Here is a 17,433-nt window from a genome sequence, read left to right on the forward strand (position 1 = left end):
ATACAGCGCATGGTGCAAATGAATGTGTCTCGGCTGACATTCAGCCAGGCAGATGATGTACTTCCTGCCTTAGAAAAAATTCCAGCAATGCAGCGGCGCCGTTTGTCTGCAATAGCGAAGCTGGCGATGGACGCCGCGATACGCGCTTTGGCAGATCAGCATGCAGATTACATTGTTTGGGTCTCGCAGTATGGCGATGAACATAAAACCCTGAAAATTTTAGAAGATGTACTGAATGATGAAACACCGTCACCGACGCAGTTTTCGACTTCAGTGCATAATGCTGTATCTGGCCTGTATTCTATTTTGTGTCAAGATGCAGCGCCTGCAGTCAGTGTGGCGGGTTCATGGAATGATGGCTTGACAGAAGCGTATGCCTGGCTGAAAACTGCACCGAAAGCTGGCCGGGCTTTGGTGGTGTATTATGATGAGCCGCTGCCTGAGCTGTATGCAGAACATCAGCTATTTCAAGCCTTTGCGATAGCGGCCATGGTAACGTTAAAGCCAGAAAATTTAGCCCTGAAGCTTGGGTATGCTGCGCAAGAGGCTGCTTATTTTCAGCAGGCCTTAAATTTTTACAAATTTTGGCACGACAGCAGCCAAACTGAATGTGATGCGTGGAGCAAATGCTGAAACTTAGTCAGATCAAGAAAAAAGCCCATTATGCTTGGCGCGTCGGCGCGACGGGATTCAGTTTTGCCAGTTTCGGTATTGGCGGCGTTGCGATTGGCGGCCTGATTGCGCCTTTGGTGAAACTCAGCACCCAAGATGAAGCGCTGCGTACACAGCGCGCGCAAAAGGTGATCAAGTATAGTTTTAAAGGCTTTACCGAAATGATGGTGAAGTTGGGCATTATGAGCTATGAGGTGGAAGGCTTAGACAAGCTGCAGCACAGCCAGCAGGAGCTGGTGATTGCCAATCATCCGACGCTGATTGACGTGGTGGTTTTAATCGGTTTAATGGAACAGGCCAACTGCGTCGTGAAGCAGGCGCTGTGGTCCAATCCCTTTACCAAAGGGCCGGTGCAGAGTGCAGGTTATATTCTGAATGCTGGGTCTGAGCAGTTTATTCAGGATTGCGTGCACAAGCTGCAGCAGGACAAAGCCGCTTCTTTGCTGATTTTCCCTGAAGGGACGCGCACCGAAAAAAATGTGCAGTTGAACGATTTTCAGCGCGGCGCGGCCAATATCGCGCTGCGCGCAGGCGTGCCGATTCGGCCAGTATTAATGACTTGCACGCCATCGACCCTGACGAAAAATGAAAAATGGTACCACATCCCGGAACAGCCTTTTCATATTCATGTAAAGGTGCTGGATGCGGTCCGAGTGGAAGACGTATTGGATGATGTCACTGCTAATCCGAAAAATGTGCGTCAGTTAAATCAACAATTACAGCAGTTTTTTAACCAAGAGTTATCCTTAAATGAGCAATCTTGCTGATGAATTAAAGCAAATGATTATTGATGTGCTTGCCCTAGAAGACATCAGTATTGACGATATTGATACTGAAGCGCCTTTATTTGGCGATGGTTTGGGTTTAGATTCGATTGATGCCCTGGAATTGGGTTTAGCGCTGAAGAAACGCTACGGCATTCATTTGAATGCCGAGTCAGCAGATACCAAAGAACATTTTAAATCAATTCAAAGCTTGGCGGCTTTGGTTGAAGCACAGAAAACAGCATAAGAGGTTGCTATGCTTGCACAAGAAACAGTACTCGAAAAATTGCGTGAATGGATGGAGGAGCTGTTTGAAATTGCTCCGGAAGATGTCCAGCTCGAGTCCAATTTAGCCACCGATCTCGATGTCGATAGTATTGATGCGATTGATTTGGTCGTGAAAATTAAAGAGCTCACCGGCAAGCAGGTCAATCCGGAAGATTTTAAGAATGTTCGCACCGTGCAGGATGTGGTTGCCGTCATTCAGCATATGTCGGCTGAATGAACGCAGTATTCAAAGGGATAGTAGTGGTCGGTTTGATCCTTTATCCCTTTTTTGTCGGCTATGCTTTGGCGCACGGCCAGTATATTTGGGTCAGTGCGGTCTTGATTGGACTGGGCGTGCTCCGCTTGTTCAGCAAAGGCAATGCGCTGCTGTGGCCTTTGACTGGCTTTGCTATTCTGTGCGGCGGACTTAGCTTGATTTTAAAAGATCATGCCTGGCTGAAATTGTATCCGGTATTTATGAGCATCGGCGCTTTCATTATTTTTGCGGGAACGCTGATCAAGCCGCCGTCCATGATTGAACGCTTTGCGCGTTTGGCGGAGCCGGATTTGCCGCCGGAAGGCGTAGCGTGGACGCGTCAGGTCACTAAAGTCTGGTGCGGATTTTTCTGTATGAATGCCGCGATTGCGCTGATCACGGTTTTTTTTACGCCCATGAAAATCTGGGTGCTGTATAACGGTTTTTTATCTTATGTGCTGATGGGCTTATTGATGCTGGGAGAGTTTGTTTTGCGCAAGCGCCAGCAGCGGCTGCATCAGATGCAAGAATAGCCGTTGCAAATGCAGCATTTACTCCAGATATGAGAAATACGGTTTAGAAACAAATTTTATGTCTTGTCATTTTCAGCACCATTTAAATTCTTCCCGCATACTGTGTATTCAGGCGGATTTGCAGCAAATTTCGTTTCAGGATTTTTGGCGCGATGTGGCTGAACAGTCGCTGTACATTAGCCAGCTGAAGACGCCGGTTTGGGCATTATGGGAACAGGACAGCTATGAGTTTTTAGTGCTGCTGCTTGCGGCGCTGCAGGCGGGCAAGCAAGTGCTGCTGCCGCCGAACCGGGTCAGCGATTTGGAAAAAGAACTGGCCGCTGAGCAGATCTATTTCCTGCAGTGTCAGCCGCGGACTGCAGAAAATAACAATGAGCTGCAGCAGAAAACGCTGGAAGAGTTTTTTCATTTGGATGAGGCTTTTTTAAGCCAAGCGCAGGTGTATTTTTATACATCAGGTTCGACCGGCCAGCCGAAAAAAATTCCGCGCACCTTGCAGCAGCTGTTTAATGAAGTCTGCGGCCTGCATGCCAGTTTTGATTTGCCGGAACAGGCCATTGCGATTGCTACAGTCAGCCATCAGCATATTTATGGCTTGCTGTTCAAGCTGCTGTGGCCTTTAGCTAGTGGACGCAGTTTTTATCAGCAGCAAGTGGCGTTTCCGGAAGACGTAGCCGATATTCAAAAGAACATCGCACATTTGCAGCTGCCGAATTATGTGATTTCTAGCCCGGCTTTATTGAAGCGCTGGACGGACGATGTGCGCCTGCAGGACTGCATCACGGTGTACTCTTCCGGCGGCAAGCTGGAGGCCGGTGTGCGGCCCTACCTGAACAGCTCGATTACTGAGGTGTTCGGCAGCTCCGAAACCGGCGGAATTGCGCACCGTCAGCAAGATGATGCCTTGTGGATTCCTTTTGCCAATGTGAATATTCAAGCCGCAGCGCAGCAGGAGCTGGCGGTCAAAACTAATCATGCGTTCAGCACGGACTGGATTTTGACCGGCGATAAAATTGAGTTGATGGAAGCGGGAAATCCAAAGAGTCCATTTCGCCTGCTGGGGCGTTTAGACCGGATTGTCAAGCTGGAAGAAAAGCGCCTCAGCCTCGATGCGGTTGAAAGCAAAATTGCAGAGCTGGATGCTGTATTGCAGTGCCATGTGCTGGTTTATGAAAAAGAACACCGTCAAATTTTGGCTGCCGTGGCCGTGCTCAGTGATGAAGCGCGTCAGCGCTTGCAGCAGATGGGTAAAGCAGTCTTTACGGCACAGTTGAAAAAACAGCTGAGTGAAAAATTGGAAAGCATTGCGGTTCCGCGGCAATGGCGTTTCTTGACCCAAATGCCGCAAAATGCGCAGTCCAAATTGAATAAGCAGTACCTCAAATCGCTGTTTCAGCCGATGCAGCTGCCAGTGGTATTGGGTGTGCAAATCGCGTCTGAACAAATTCAGTACCATCTGGAATTTAGCCCGGAACTGGAATGCTTTAAGGGACATTTTCCGGATTTTCCTATTTATCCGGGGGTCGGGCAAATCGCCTTCATTCAGTATTTTGCCAAGCAGCATTGGGCAGATCTGCAATGGTGCAATGGTTTTGAGCAGTTAAAATTTCAAGACTTGATCCGGCCTTATCAATGTGTCGAATTGGCTTTAAGCCGCAAAGCGCATAAAGTGAGTTTTAAATTGAAAAGCGCAGAGAAGACTTTAGCTTCAGGCCGGCTGCTGTTTGCAGCGGCATCCAGGCAGGCATCAGGTGAGGCCGTGCAATGAAACCGTGCTTTGTAATTCCCGTGTATAACCATCCGCATTATTTGGCGGCGCTGACAGCGCATCTGAATGCTTTTCAATTGCCGATCATTATGGTGAATGACGGCAGCAATGCTGAATGTACTGCCATGCTGCGCCAGCTCGCAGCCGAAAATCCATTGATCGATTTGGTTGAGCATGACGTGAACCGAGGCAAAGGCGGGGCCGTGATGACTGGCCTGCAGCATGCTTTTAAGCAGAGCTATAGCCATGCCTTGCAGTTGGATTCAGATGGCCAGCATGATTGGAATGACGTTCAGCAGTTTTTAGATACATCAGCCATGCATCTCGAAGCGATGGTGATTGGCCAGCCGGTGTTTGATGACTCGGTGCCGAAAAAGCGCCTGTATGGCCGCTATGCCACGCATATTTGGGTCTGGATCAACAGCCTATCGTTTGAGATTAAAGACAGCATGTGCGGCTTTCGGGTCTATCCGCTGGCGCAAACTGTGAAAGTGCTGAACAGCGCTCAATTCCAGCCGCGCATGGGTTTTGACTCCGAGATTTTGGTGCGCTTGAAATGGGAGAATGTACCTTTTGTGAATGTGCCGACACGGGTGATTTATCCTGAAAATGGCATTTCACATTTCAATGTTTGGCGGGATAATTTAGGCATGGCGCGTGCGCACAGTCGCTTATTGGGCGGCATGCTGCTGCGTTTCCCGAAACTGATTTATCAGAAAGTCAAAGGCTAAGGCGGATAGAGAAGCATATGCAGAAATGGAGCGCCGTGAAAGAGCGCGGCGGCATGCTGCCGCTGATGCTGATGCTGGGCTTTTATCGCTTGGGCGGACGCTGGCTGTGCAGGCTGGTGCTGTATTTTGTGATCTTATGGTATTGGCTGTTTTCCAATACAGCGCGCCAAGCGTCATTGCTGTATCTGAAAAAGCTGCATCATTTTGCAGTACATAACTCTCCATTTCCTTCTGAACCGCAGATGGGCCAAACCTATACGCATCTGATGCAGTTTGGCGAATGCATTCTGGACAAAATTGAAGGCTGGCTGGGCAATGTGGTTGAACAGGAGCTGCAATTGCATGGCCATGAACATTTTCGCGCGCATTACCAAAAAGGCGCAGTGATTGTGGTGTCGCATTTTGGCAATATTGAGCTGCTGCGCGCTGTGAAGTCGGAGCATGCACAAAAAATCAATGTGCTGGTCTATCAAAAGCACGCGACAAAATTTAATGCGTTTTTAAAAAAGCTGAACGCGCATGCCGATGTCAATCTGGTTTCAGTGGATGAGCTTGGCATCGAAACCGCGCTGATTTTGCAGGACAAGCTGGATCAAGGCGAATGGGTGATTGTGGCGGCCGACCGTGTACCGGTGCAGTCAGGCCGGGTGCAGTCAGTCGAGTTTTTAGGTGAACAGGCGCTGTGGCCGCAAGGCGCATGGATCTTGGCGAGCCTGCTGAAAGCGCCTGTATTGGCGGTGTTTTGTTATCGGGTGCAGGAACATTTTGAAGTGCATATCCATAAAGTGGTGGATCAGCTGAATTGGCCGCGCAAAGAGCGCATGCAGGCTATGCAGCAGACCACGCGGCAATACGTGCAATTGCTGGAACAGCACTGTATGCGTGCGCCGTATCAATGGTTTAATTTTTATAATTTTTGGAATAAAGGATAAGTCTTGTGTTAACGATTGGGGAAACACCGCTCAGCATTGAAGAGATTGTGGCTGTAGCGCACAAAGAGCATCAAGTGGCGCTGCCGGCGTCTGATGAATGGAATGCATTGATCCAGCGCGGTGCAGATTTTCTCGATCAGTTATTGCAGGATGAAGGCGTGATTTATGGCGTGACCACGGGTTATGGGGATTCCTGCCTAGTGGAAATTCCGCCGCATCAGGTGAATGAGCTGCCTTTGCATTTGTCGCGCTTTCACGGCTGCGGCATGGGGCAAAATCTGGATTTAATCACCGCGCGCGCTGTGGTGGCTGTGCGCTTGTGTTCACTGGCGCGCGGGTATTCGGGTGTATCGCATGCCTTGCTGCAGCGTTTGGCGTGGATGCTGAATGAAGATGTGATCCCGGTGATTCCTTCTGAAGGCTCAGTCGGCGCCAGCGGCGATTTAACGCCTTTGTCTTATATTGCCGGCGCTTTGGTGGGCGAGCGTGATGTGTATTACCAAGGCCGGATTGTGCCGATTGCCGAAGTGTATGCCGAAAAAGGCCTGCAGCCCTTGGTGATGCGTCCAAAAGAAGGCTTGGCGCTGATGAACGGCACAGCAGTTATGACCGCTATTGCCTGCCTGAACTATAAAAAAGCCGAGCAGATTTCGTTTGCCAGCACCATGGTGACGGCATTGAATGTGCTGGCGCTGGAAGGCAATCCCAGTCATTTTGATGAAGTGCTGTTTGCGCAAAAACCGCATCTGGGCCAGCAGCGGATTGCCGCGCAATTGCGGGTGTGGCTGAATAGCCAAGTGCAGACCGAGCATCAAAGCTCGCGTTTGCAGGACCGCTATTCGCTGCGCTGCGCGCCGCATATTATTGGGGTATTTGAAGATTCAAAAGTGTGGCTGCGCCAGTTTATTGAAAATGAACTGAATTCCAGCAATGACAATCCATTGATTGATCCGGTGAATTTGCGCGTGCTGCATGGCGGGCATTTCTATGGCGGCCATATTGCGCAGGCCATGGATAGCCTGAAAATCATGATCGCCAATATTGCTGACCTGATGGATCGTCAGCTGGCGCAATTGGTCGACTACAAAATGAATAATGGCCTGCCGCGCAATTTAACCGGTTCAAGCGCAGAACGCCTGCCGTTGAATCATGGTTTTAAAGCCGTGCAGATCGGGGTGTCGGCATGGACGGCGGAAGCGCTGAAACAGACCTTATCGGCGTCGATTTTTTCCCGTTCGACCGAATGTCACAATCAGGACAAAGTCAGCATGGGCACCATTGCAGCCCGGGATGCCAGCCGCGTGATCACCTTGACTGAACAAGTGATGGCGGCCTTAAGCTGCGCTGCGGTACAGGCGGTCAAACTGAAAGGCCTGGATACAGAACTCAGTCCTGTATTAACAGCATTTCAACAATGGGTGCTTCGCAGCTTCAACTATGTAGAGGAAGATCGCCCTTTGCAAAACGAACTGAAGGCGCTGGTGGACCGTTTTGAAGATTTAGAACTTTTGAACAGCATGGCTGTATAAGCGAAGGATAGAGCGATGCATGCAGATGTGATTATTGATGTGCCCTTTCATGATGTGGATACCATGAATGTGGTATGGCATGGGCATTATTTAAAATATTTTGAAATTGCGCGCTGCAAGCTGCTGGATCAGTTTCATTATAATTATACGCAAATGCGTGATTCCGGCTATGCGTGGCCCGTGATTGAAAGCCATGTGCGCTATGTGCAGGGCATTGAGTTCGAGCAGAAAATCCGTGTGCGGGCAATTTTAAAAGAATGGGAAAACCGCCTGAAAATTGAATATCAGATTTTTGATGCAGCGTCCGGCAAACGTTTAACCAAAGGCTATACCACGCAAGTAGCGGTGCAGATGGCAACACGTGAGATGTGCTATCAATCGCCGCAAGTGCTGTTCGATTGCCTGAAGGCATGGCCTGAATTTAAAGCGGAGTAGAATATGTTTCTTCAGCACAATCGGTCTATTTCATCGCTATTGTTTTGCGCAGTGACGGCTGCAGCTCTGTTTGCTCCGGCGGCACAGGCGCAGAATATGGAACTCAAGCAGATTTTCAGCCAACTGGGCGCAGTGCCCGTGGTGCGCGCCAATTTTGAACAGCAGAAAAAACTGGCTTCACTGAATAAAACCTATGTATCTAAAGGCGAAGTGCTGTTCAGTAAAAATCAGGGGGTGCTGTGGCAGATTCAAAGTCCGGTGAAAGCCGATTTGGTGGTGACGCCGCGCAAGCTGGTGCAAAAAACCCAGCGTACTTCCAGCCAGATTGAAGTGGATAAAACTCCATACGGTTCTGTTGCCACCATGTTTTTACAGCTGATGTCCGGCAATGAAGCCGCGCTGGCGAAAAATTTCAATGTGGTTTCGGCCAATTACAGCCCCGCGCAGTGGAATGTGGTGCTGACCCCGAAAAGCAGCTTATTTAAAAAGTTGTTTGTCCGTGTCGATGCGCAAGGCCAGCGCTATGTCAACCGCATCGCCATTCAGGAAAAAGCCAATAACAGCACGGTGATCCGTTTCAGTCAGCAAAGCGCTCAACCTCAAACTTTAATGGCGGCGGAAAATGCGCTTTTCCAATTGGCAAAATAAATTTACAGCCCTTTGGCTGGTGTTTTTGTGTGTAATTGCGGTGGCTTTAGGTGGGGCATGGCTGCATAAAAATATTTATATCCAGACCGATATTTTCGCCTTGCTGCCGGAAGCGCATCAGGATGTGGATCTGCAGCGCGCGCAGGATTATGTCAGCGGCCAGCTGAATGACAAAGTCTTTGTGGTGCTGGATGCGCAGGATGATCAGCAGCTGGAGCAGGCCACAGCGGCGCTGAAACAGCAGGCGGATCAGAGCCGGCTGTTTCGGCCGGTCCAGCCGCAGCTGGACTATGAACAGTTTTCCCGCGTGCTGTATCAGCATAAAGCTGGATTATTGACGCAGAGTGACCGCGAGCTGCTGGAGCAGCAGGATTACGCAGCTTTAAGCGAGCAAGGTCTGCTGCAATTGATGAGTCCAGGCATGCCTGTGACGGCGGATCTATTAAAGCAGGATCCGCTGCTGCTGTTTCCGCGCTATGCCATGGGTTTGGGCGCGCTGCAGAATAATGCAGACATCAGCCTCGAACATGGTTTTGCCACGATTCGGGATGAGCGCGGCATTTCCCGCCTGATGGTCTTGGCGCTGAAAAACAGTCCCTACAATATCGACTATCAAGCGCAGACTGCTGCTTTTATCCAGCAGATGAATCAGCAGTTCAGCCAGCTGCAGGTTAAGCCGCACTGGACGGGCACGCTGCTGTTTGCGCAGTTTGGCACCAACTCTGCCAAGGAAGAAATCTCCACCATTGGCGTGGGTTCAACCATTGGTATTTTGCTTCTGGTTTGGTTTGGCTTCCGCTCGGTGCGTCCGATGCTGACGGAAATGGTTGCGGTGAGTACCGGCAGTTTAGTGGCCTTTGCCGTGACCTATTGGATTTTTGGCGAAATTCATTTAATAACCTTGGTGTTTGGCGCCAGCCTGATCGGGGTCTGTGTCGATTTCTCTTTTTACTTTATGGCCATGCAGTCGCAGCATCGGCATCTGGATGGATTTGCCGTACTCAAGCCGCTTCTGCCGAGCCTGTTTATCGGGTTAATGACCACCTTGCTGGCTTATGTGGTGCTGAGCTTTACGCCATTTCCCGGCTTTCAGCAGATCGCTGTGTTTTCCATGGTCGGCTTGACGGCGGCGTGGATCACCAGTATTTTGCTGCTGCCGCGCCTGCCTGCGCTGAATGCTGAACCGGCCATCCGCATGCTCGGCTTTATTGGCCAAGCGCGTAATTATGTACAGGCGCACAGCCGCCTGCGCTATGCCATGATAGCGCTGATTGTTGCCGTGACCGGCAGCAGCTTATTGTTTTTGAAAAGCAATGATGACATCCGCAATCTGCAAAGCATGGATCAATCTTTAAAGCAGGAAGATCAGTATGTGCGCGAGCGCTTTATGCAGCAGCAGGGTAGTGATTATTTTGTGGTGCGCGGTAAAACGCTTGCAGAATTGGAACGCCATGAACAGCAGCTGCTGAGCCAGCTGTCTGTGCTGCAGCAGCAGGGCAAGCTGCAAGGTATGCAGGCTTTAGGTCAATGGCTGCCGTCCGCAGCGCAGCAACAGCAAAATATCGCCCTGCTGCAGTCCATTCCTGCTTCGGCTTTAAGCGAATATGCGCAAGCTATGCAGCTGAGCCCGCCAACGGTTCTGCAGTGGCAGGCGCAGTTAAAAGATCGGCCTTTATTGACCAGCGCACAATTTCAGCATCATCCTTTAAGCTTTTTGCAGATGAGTGCAACTGAGCGTTTAGTGATGCTGCAGCAAGTGAATGATATGCATGCCGTACAGCAGCTGAGTAGCGCGAATGTGCAGATGCTGCGGCCGGTGCATCAGCTGTCCGAACTGTTCCAGCAGCACCGTGAGCATGCGCAGCGCTTATTAATCGGAGCTTTGGTGCTTTTAGCCATTGGCTTAGGGCTGCTGTATGGGAAAAAATCCATCCTGCCGCTGGTGCTTCCGGTCAGCATGGCGCTGATGACGGCGTTTGCGATTCAAGCGTGGTTGGGTGTGGAAATCAATCTGTTCAGCATTATGGGCACGTTCCTGATTATCGGCATTGGCGTAGATTATGCGATTTTCTACCGCCACGGGCATGACCATCCGCAAGTGGTTGGTATGGCGCTGTTCCTCTGCATGATGTCGACATTCTTCGGTTTTGGCCTGCTGTCATTTAGCCATACTTATGCTATTCACAGCTTTGGCTTAACGGTCTTGCTGGGGGTCATTTTTTCATTTATTTACGCCACACTGTTTACATCGTCCGATGAGAAACATACTGTGGTTCAACAGTATCAGCCAAAGAGCTGAGATAAGAAGTTAAAAGGTGCAGTGCTATGGGCGCTATTCAGCAAGCAGACGTGTTAATTATTGGGGCAGGGCCTTCGGGCAGTTCAGCTGCAGCGCTGCTGCGTCAAAAAGGCTATCAGGTGACCGTGATTGAAAAGCAGCATTTCCCGCGCTTTTCCATTGGTGAGTCGCTGCTGCCGCAGTCGATGGTGTTTTTAGAAGAAGCCGGTTTGCTGGAAACTGTACGCGCGCATGTCGATGAATATGCGTTTCAGTTTAAAAATGGCGCCGCTTTTTTAAAAGGTAAGCAGCGCAGTTTCTATGATTTTACCCAAAAATTCAGCGAAGGCCCGGGCACCACATGGCAAGTGCGCCGCGCCAATTTTGACCATCTTCTGGCGCAGCAGGCCGGGAGAATGGGCGCGGATATTCGCTTCGGCCACGAAGTGACGGCGGTGGATGTAGAATCAGCTCATCCGATTTTAACGGTGAAAGATGAGCACGCGCAGACGTATCAAATTCAAGGCAAGTTCTTGCTGGATGCCAGCGGTTTTGGCCGGATTTTGCCGAAGTTTTTAGACTTGGAAAGTCCATCTGATTTTCCTGTGCGCCGCGCCGTGTTTACCCATATTGAAGACGGCATTTTGGATGATCCTGATTTTGACCGTGAAAAAATTCTGATCACCGTACACGAAAAAGATCACCGCGCATGGTATTGGCTGATTCCCTTTGCCGATGGGCGCTCATCGTTCGGGATTGTGGCCGAGCAGGACTTTTTTGAAAAATACGGTTATGACGGCAGCGCCGATTATGATTTAGAAGCGCTGCAAAAACGGATTTTGGCGGATGATGACAGCTTGTCGCATGTGCTGCGAAACGCAAAACATGATACGCCTGTGCGTACCTTGGTCGGCTATTCGGCAGATGTGAAGCATTTGGCTTCACACAATTATGCGCTGCTGGGCAATGCCGGTGAGTTCCTAGATCCTGTATTCTCCTCTGGCGTGACCATTGCGCTGAAATCTTCTAGCTTGGCAATTCCGTTGGTCGATCAAGTGCTGCAAGGTCAGCCGGTGGACTGGATGGCGCAGTATGAAAAACCGTTGCGTAAAGGCATTCAAGTGTTCCGCGCTTATGTGGAATCTTGGTACGCAGGTGAATTTCAGGATGTGGTATTTTCCCAGAACCAAGATGAAAAAATCCGCCGCATGGTTGCTTCACTGCTGGCCGGCTATGCTTGGGATACCGCAAATCCGATTCACCACAATGCCAAACAGCGCCTCAGCACATTGGCGGAATATTGCCGTGAAGCGCAGCAAAAAGAAGTTTTAACTGATGCAATTTAAGCTGAGTTTGAAATTCGCCAGCCTATTTTTAGCCAGCGCTGTGCTGTGCAGCGGCTGCCAAAGTTTAGTGCCTAAAATGCTGCCCAAGGCGCAGGGCCTGGCATCGCCGGCGTGGATTGCGCAGAGTGATCAAAATCAGCGTTATCAGCGTCAGGATCAAATTGAAGTGCAGTGGAAAGAGCATGGCTTCAGTTTTTTGGTGTATCAGCAGCAGCGCGGGCAGCAGCTGGAGATGCTGGCGCTCAGCCTGACCGGTCAGCAGCTGTTTAAGCTAGCTTTTGATGGGCAGAGAGTCCACGTGGAACAGCGCATCGATCCGATGAAAGCGTTGCCTTTTGATTATATGGTGCGTGATCTGCTGTATGCCACCTATCCCAATTTTTCCGCCCAGTGTGCAGATCAAGTCAAGGTTGAGCAAAGCCCCGCGGGGCAAAGCATTTATATTCAGCAGCAGCCGGTGCTGAAGATTGCACAGCAGGATCAGGCCATTGAACTGGATAACCTGCAGGTGCCGTATCAGATGGTGATCAGCCCAGTCAGCGATACGTTGGAAAACGATGGCGTGGAAAATAATGCCATAACAAATAATGGGGATGCAGATGAGCATTGATCAGCAGTCCAATCGATCCTCAGCCGTCGGCATCCAATTCAGCGCAGCTTTGTCTGCACTGGGACAGGATGCCGTAGCCTTGCAAAATGCCCTGACGCAGGATCAAAACACCTTGTCTGCGCGCACGGATCTCCTTGCTGGGCGCAGTGTCTGGGTGGGGGCGTATCCGCAGCCTTTGCGCAGTGATGTGCCTGCGGAGCTGCAAAATGCAGACTCTCGCAATTTACGCTTTGCCTTAACGGCTTTGGCAAAAATTGAAGCTGATGTGCGCGCTTATACGACTCAGTTTGCAAAACAGCGGCTTGCGGTGATTATTGGCACCTCGACTTCCGGTGTTGCAGACAATGAAAGCGTTTTGAAAGAATACTTCCAGCAGCAGTCCAATACGCCTGTGCAGCATCAAAAGCAGGAAATGGGCAGTTTGGCCAAAGCTTTGCAGGCCTATTTAGGCTGGGAGGGCGCAGCCTATACCATTTCCACAGCCTGTTCTTCGGCCGCTAAAGCCATGGCTGCGGGGCAGCGCCTGCTGAATGCGGATTTGGCCGATGCCGTGCTGGTTGGCGGTGTGGATACGCTGTGCCGTCTGACCTTGAATGGCTTCGATAGTTTGGAAAGCCTGTCCAGCGGCATTTGCCAGCCTTGCGGCGCTAGCCGTGACGGCATCAATATTGGTGAAGCGACAGGGCTGTTTTTACTGTCTAAAGAAGCTGCGACGGTCATGCTGCTGTCCAGCGGTGAATCGATGGATGCATGGCATATTTCTGCACCGCATCCCGAAGGTCAGGGCGCCGCTGAAGCGATGCAAAAAGCGCTCGATGTCGCAAGTTTAAGCGCTGCTGATATCGGCTATTTAAATCTGCATGGCACATCAACGCCGCAAAATGACGCCATGGAAATTAAAGCGGTGCAGGCGGTTTTTGCCGATTTTCCCGTGCCGCTCAGCAGCACAAAACACAAAACCGGACATTGCCTCGGTGCAGCAGGCGCGATTGAAGCCTTTATTTGCCAGCAGATTTTGCTGGATCAGTCATGGCTGCCGCTGCATCATGCTGGAATGCTGGATAGTGCATTGGCCGGTCAGAACTATGTGCGGGACAGCCGTTTGCCGCAACCGATGCGCTATGCTATGAGCAATTCTTTTGCCTTTGGCGGCAGCAATATCAGTTTAATTTTGGGACGTGTTTTGCCATGATGGATGCCGTACAGTTTATTCCACATCAAAAGCCGATGGTATTTGTCGATCATTTGATTGAATCCAATGACCGCTATGCGGTTGCTGAACTGCAGATTCGGCCTGAGTTGATGTTTTGCGAGGCGAACGGCCTGCCGACATGGAGCAGCATAGAATTGATGGCGCAGACCATCAGCGCCTATGCAGGCCATAAAGGGCAAAGCAAGGGCCTGCCGCCGAAAATCGGCTTTTTATTGGGTACCCGTAAAATGCAGCTGCCCTGCGCTTATTTTGCCATGGGCAGCACTGTGTGGATTCGGGTGGAGCAAAGTTATCTGCATGAAGGCTTGGGGCAGTTTAACTGTCAAATTGAATATCAAGAACATCAATTCAGCGCCATGCTAAGTGTATTTGAACCGGAAAACGTAAAAGAAAGCATGGGGATGCAAGCATGAGCAGAAGAATTTTAGTGACAGGATCTAGCCGCGGCATAGGCAAAGCCATTGCTTTTGAATTGGCCAAAGCCGGTTTTGATGTGACTGTGCATGCGCGCTCCCGTCAGCAGGATGCAGAACAGGTTGCGGAAGGCATTCAGGCTTTGGGTCAAAACAGCCATGTGCTGATGTTTGATGTGAATGACCGTGAACATATCGCTGTGGTTTTAGAGCAGGACGTGGCGGCGTATGGCGCCTTTTACGGCGTGGTGCTGAACGCAGGATTGACCCGTGACGGCGCTTTCCCAGCGTTGACTGATGTGGATTGGGATGAGGTGGTTTCGACTTCACTGAATGGTTTTTACAATGTGTTGAAGCCGCTGATGATGCCTATGATCCGCTTAAAGCAGGGCGGCCGTATCGTCACCTTATCTTCTGTTTCCGGCATGATGGGCAACCGCGGGCAAGTCAATTACAGCGCAGCCAAAGCTGGCCTCATTGGCGCGACTAAGGCGCTGGCGCTGGAATTGGCCAAACGCAAAATTACCGTGAACTGCGTTGCGCCAGGTTTAATTGAAACTGAAATGGTCAACGATGAAGTTAAAGAGCATGCGCTTAAAATGATCCCGATGCAGCGCATGGGACAGGCGGAGGAGGTAGCCAAAGCTGTGAAATTTTTATGCAGTGATGACGCCAGCTATATTACCCGCCAAGTCATTTCGGTGAATGGAGGATTGATCTGATGAAACGCGTTGCAGTGACGGGTATGTCAGGCATTACTTCGTTGGGGGAAACGGCGAATCAGATTTTTGAGCAATTTGCTGTCGGCAAAAGCGGCATCCGCTATATGCCGGATTGGGAAATTTATGGCGATCTGCGCAGTAAATTAGGCGGGCCTGTCGAAAACTTTACCGTGCCGAAACATTTTAACCGCAAAGTGACCCGCGGCATGGGGCGTGTCGCTCTCATGTCAGTGGTCTGCGCGGAAAAAGCGCTGGAAGATGCCGACTTGCTGCAGCATGAAATTCTGCAGAGCGGCGATGCCGGGGTGGCTTTTGGCTCATCTGCAGGCAGTGTTGATGCGGTCAGCGAGTTTGGTGCGATGCTGCTCGACAACAACATGAATAAGCTGAATGCGACAACCTATATCCGCATGATGTCGCATACCAGCGCGGTGAACATGACCGTGTATTTTGGCTTGAAAGGGCAGACTCTGCCGACATCCAGCGCCTGCACTTCAGGCTCAATGGCGATTGGCCAGGCGTATGAGGCGATTAAATACGGCAAGCAGACTGTGATGATCGCCGGTGGCGCGGAAGAGCTGAGTGCGGCTGGTTCGGCGGTCTTTGATGTGCTGCTGGCGACCAGTACGCAAAACGGACATCCTGAAAAAACGCCGCGCCCTTTTGATGCTAACCGTGACGGCTTGGTGGTGGGCGAGGGTGCAGGCTGCCTGATTTTAGAAGAATATGAACATGCTAAAGCGCGTGGAGCGACTATTTATGCTGAGATTATCGGTTATGGCAGCAATACTGATGGTCAGCATGTGACGCGACCTGATTCTGAGATGATGGGGCGCTGTATGCAACTGGCACTGAAAGATGCGCAGCTTACTGCCGCGGATATTGATTATGTCAATGCACATGGTACTTCGACCGATCAAGGTGATATTGCTGAATCACAAGCAACTGCGCGTATATTGGGTAAAAAGCCAATCAGTTCATTAAAAAGCTATTTTGGTCATACTTTAGGTGCATGTGGTGCAATCGAAGCATGGCTCAGTATTGAAATGATGCAACGTAATCAATTTGTGCCAACTTTAAATTTAGATACCATTGACCCTACGTGTGCGGAATTAGATTATATTTGTGGCGATATTCGCCCTATGTCGGCAAAAATTATTATGACGAATAATTTTGCTTTTGGTGGCATTAATACATCATTAATTTTAAAAAAAATATAGACCATAACTGAAACAGAGGGTAAAAAATGGGGTTTAAAAAAACACTATTTATCTTATCAGCAGTGAGTGTGCTGGGATTAACAGCTTGTAGTACTGTAAAAATTTCCAATTATCCGCAGCGGCAATTGATGACAGCAAAACATGCGACTGCGGCTGATATTGAGAACAATATTCGGTTGAGTGTTGGTCAAAATGCGCGCACTGGTTGGGTGGTTGAACAGGCAGATCAGACAAGGGTAGTTGCGGGTTTAACCCGTCGTAGCCATTATTTGCAAGTGACCTATCTCATCTCAGGCAATCAAGTCAGTTCACAAATTACAGGTAGTCGTAATTTAGATCAACGTGGTAACAAAATTCATAAAAATGCGATGGCATGGAAGACACGTTTAGATAATTCGGTATTTACACAACTTTCAAAAACGTTAAATTAAATTAGAGAGCAATTACTATGAATATTAAACAATTTAGCTTCGTAACTATTCTGGGGCTGGCTACATTTACATCAGCACAAGCAGCTGACCAAATGCATGATTTTAATTTTAAACAAGCTGTAGATCGTGCCGTTGCAGATGGCACTCTGGATGGTTCTGTTAAATTTTATTTGGCGGGAACAAAATCTGGTGGAAATGTGATTAAAAAAGGTCTTGTGACCAATAAGAAAACTAATGGTTTTGCTAAATCTGCAGAAACTTCATGTGATCATGTATTACGTTCTGCATTGATTCAATTCCAAAATACCGCAAAAGCTAATGGTGCAAATGCTGTCACTAACTTAGTGAGCTTCTATAAGTCAAATGAAACCCGTAGCACGACGACATACAAATGTGCCAAAGGTACAGCGATTGCAGGTGTTGCATTAAAAGGTGATCTTGTTAAATTTTAACTGAATAAGAGTTGAGTCAGCAGGTTAATAAATAAGAAGTTTATTTGCTGCGTATACTCTCAACGCTTTAGCCTTCAACTTATTGGGCTTTTATGATTTGTCGTTAGAATCCGAATGCACATTTGAGTCAATAAAGAACCCATCCGAAGATGGGTTTTTTATTGAAAAATCAGAGCAGAATTCCTTAAGGAATTTCTTCTTCTTCAAATTCAG

General features: G+C 49.5%; 20 protein-coding genes. All 20 read left to right on the plus strand.

The window, feature by feature from the left end:
* Positions 1–9 precede the first annotated feature (9 nt).
* The 20 genes from ACN6OV_RS09790 to ACN6OV_RS09885 all read left to right on the plus strand — a co-directional run bounded on the left by ACN6OV_RS09790 (position 10) and on the right by ACN6OV_RS09885 (position 17,220).
* Complete coding sequence (locus ACN6OV_RS09790) at positions 10–633, plus strand: beta-ketoacyl synthase chain length factor (protein ID WP_427952458.1); 624 nt, start codon at positions 10–12, stop codon at positions 631–633.
* Positions 627–1,439 (plus strand): lysophospholipid acyltransferase family protein, encoded by an 813-nt coding sequence (locus ACN6OV_RS09795; RefSeq protein ID WP_427952460.1) that lies wholly within the window; start codon positions 627–629, stop codon positions 1,437–1,439. Before ACN6OV_RS09790 ends, ACN6OV_RS09795 begins: the two co-directional genes overlap by 7 nt.
* On the plus strand, positions 1,423–1,683 hold the full coding sequence (locus ACN6OV_RS09800; protein ID WP_427952462.1) for a phosphopantetheine-binding protein: 261 nt from the start codon (positions 1,423–1,425) through the stop codon (positions 1,681–1,683). The genes ACN6OV_RS09795 and ACN6OV_RS09800 overlap by 17 nt, the downstream gene beginning before the upstream one ends.
* A 9-nt stretch (positions 1,684–1,692) precedes the next feature.
* Positions 1,693–1,941, plus strand: a complete 249-nt coding sequence (locus tag ACN6OV_RS09805; protein ID WP_374664749.1) for an acyl carrier protein — start codon at positions 1,693–1,695, stop codon at positions 1,939–1,941.
* Complete coding sequence (locus ACN6OV_RS09810; protein WP_427952465.1) at positions 1,938–2,492, plus strand: septation protein IspZ; 555 nt, start codon at positions 1,938–1,940, stop codon at positions 2,490–2,492. The genes ACN6OV_RS09805 and ACN6OV_RS09810 overlap by 4 nt, the downstream gene beginning before the upstream one ends.
* 58 nt (positions 2,493–2,550) lie before the next feature.
* Positions 2,551–4,260, plus strand: coding sequence for an AMP-binding protein (locus ACN6OV_RS09815; protein ID WP_427952467.1), 1,710 nt, complete (start codon positions 2,551–2,553; stop codon positions 4,258–4,260).
* The gene (locus tag ACN6OV_RS09820) at positions 4,257–4,991 is read left to right on the plus strand and encodes a glycosyltransferase family 2 protein (protein WP_427952469.1); all 735 of its coding nucleotides are present in this window, start codon (positions 4,257–4,259) and stop codon (positions 4,989–4,991) included. Before ACN6OV_RS09815 ends, ACN6OV_RS09820 begins: the two co-directional genes overlap by 4 nt.
* Positions 4,992–5,008: 17 nt before the next feature.
* Positions 5,009–5,923, plus strand: a complete 915-nt coding sequence (locus ACN6OV_RS09825; RefSeq protein WP_427952471.1) for an acyltransferase — start codon at positions 5,009–5,011, stop codon at positions 5,921–5,923.
* Positions 5,924–5,928: 5 nt separating this feature from the next.
* The gene (locus ACN6OV_RS09830; protein WP_427952473.1) at positions 5,929–7,452 is read left to right on the plus strand and encodes an HAL/PAL/TAL family ammonia-lyase; all 1,524 of its coding nucleotides are present in this window, start codon (positions 5,929–5,931) and stop codon (positions 7,450–7,452) included.
* 15 nt (positions 7,453–7,467) lie between these two features.
* Entirely contained in the window at positions 7,468–7,887 is a 420-nt protein-coding gene (locus ACN6OV_RS09835) for an acyl-CoA thioesterase (protein WP_427952475.1), read from the plus strand.
* Between the two features lie 3 nt (positions 7,888–7,890).
* Entirely contained in the window at positions 7,891–8,535 is a 645-nt protein-coding gene (locus ACN6OV_RS09840; protein WP_427952477.1) for an outer membrane lipoprotein carrier protein LolA, read from the plus strand.
* Positions 8,510–10,834, plus strand: coding sequence for an MMPL family transporter (locus tag ACN6OV_RS09845; protein ID WP_427952479.1), 2,325 nt, complete (start codon positions 8,510–8,512; stop codon positions 10,832–10,834). Before ACN6OV_RS09840 ends, ACN6OV_RS09845 begins: the two co-directional genes overlap by 26 nt.
* Positions 10,835–10,860: 26 nt before the next feature.
* The gene (locus ACN6OV_RS09850) at positions 10,861–12,159 is read left to right on the plus strand and encodes an NAD(P)/FAD-dependent oxidoreductase (RefSeq protein ID WP_427952481.1); all 1,299 of its coding nucleotides are present in this window, start codon (positions 10,861–10,863) and stop codon (positions 12,157–12,159) included.
* A 1-nt stretch (position 12,160) separates the two neighbouring features.
* Entirely contained in the window at positions 12,161–12,769 is a 609-nt protein-coding gene (locus ACN6OV_RS09855; protein WP_427952499.1) for a DUF3261 domain-containing protein, read from the plus strand.
* Positions 12,759–13,961, plus strand: a complete 1,203-nt coding sequence (locus ACN6OV_RS09860) for a beta-ketoacyl-[acyl-carrier-protein] synthase family protein (RefSeq protein WP_427952483.1) — start codon at positions 12,759–12,761, stop codon at positions 13,959–13,961. Before ACN6OV_RS09855 ends, ACN6OV_RS09860 begins: the two co-directional genes overlap by 11 nt.
* Positions 13,958–14,395 (plus strand): 3-hydroxylacyl-ACP dehydratase, encoded by a 438-nt coding sequence (locus tag ACN6OV_RS09865; protein WP_427952485.1) that lies wholly within the window; start codon positions 13,958–13,960, stop codon positions 14,393–14,395. The genes ACN6OV_RS09860 and ACN6OV_RS09865 overlap by 4 nt, the downstream gene beginning before the upstream one ends.
* The gene (locus ACN6OV_RS09870) at positions 14,392–15,117 is read left to right on the plus strand and encodes a 3-ketoacyl-ACP reductase FabG2 (RefSeq protein ID WP_427952487.1); all 726 of its coding nucleotides are present in this window, start codon (positions 14,392–14,394) and stop codon (positions 15,115–15,117) included. Before ACN6OV_RS09865 ends, ACN6OV_RS09870 begins: the two co-directional genes overlap by 4 nt.
* Positions 15,117–16,337 carry a beta-ketoacyl-ACP synthase gene (locus ACN6OV_RS09875; RefSeq protein WP_427952489.1) on the plus strand — a complete coding sequence of 407 codons (1,221 nt, stop codon included), beginning with the start codon at positions 15,117–15,119 and terminating at the stop codon, positions 16,335–16,337. The genes ACN6OV_RS09870 and ACN6OV_RS09875 overlap by 1 nt, the downstream gene beginning before the upstream one ends.
* 68 nt (positions 16,338–16,405) lie before the next feature.
* Entirely contained in the window at positions 16,406–16,768 is a 363-nt protein-coding gene (locus tag ACN6OV_RS09880) for a hypothetical protein (RefSeq protein ID WP_427952491.1), read from the plus strand.
* 17 nt (positions 16,769–16,785) lie between these two features.
* On the plus strand, positions 16,786–17,220 hold the full coding sequence (locus tag ACN6OV_RS09885; protein WP_427952493.1) for an excinuclease: 435 nt from the start codon (positions 16,786–16,788) through the stop codon (positions 17,218–17,220).
* Positions 17,221–17,433 lie beyond the last annotated feature (213 nt).

The organism is Acinetobacter sp. (assembly GCF_050285345.1).
Classification (GTDB): Bacteria; Pseudomonadota; Gammaproteobacteria; order Pseudomonadales; family Moraxellaceae; genus Acinetobacter.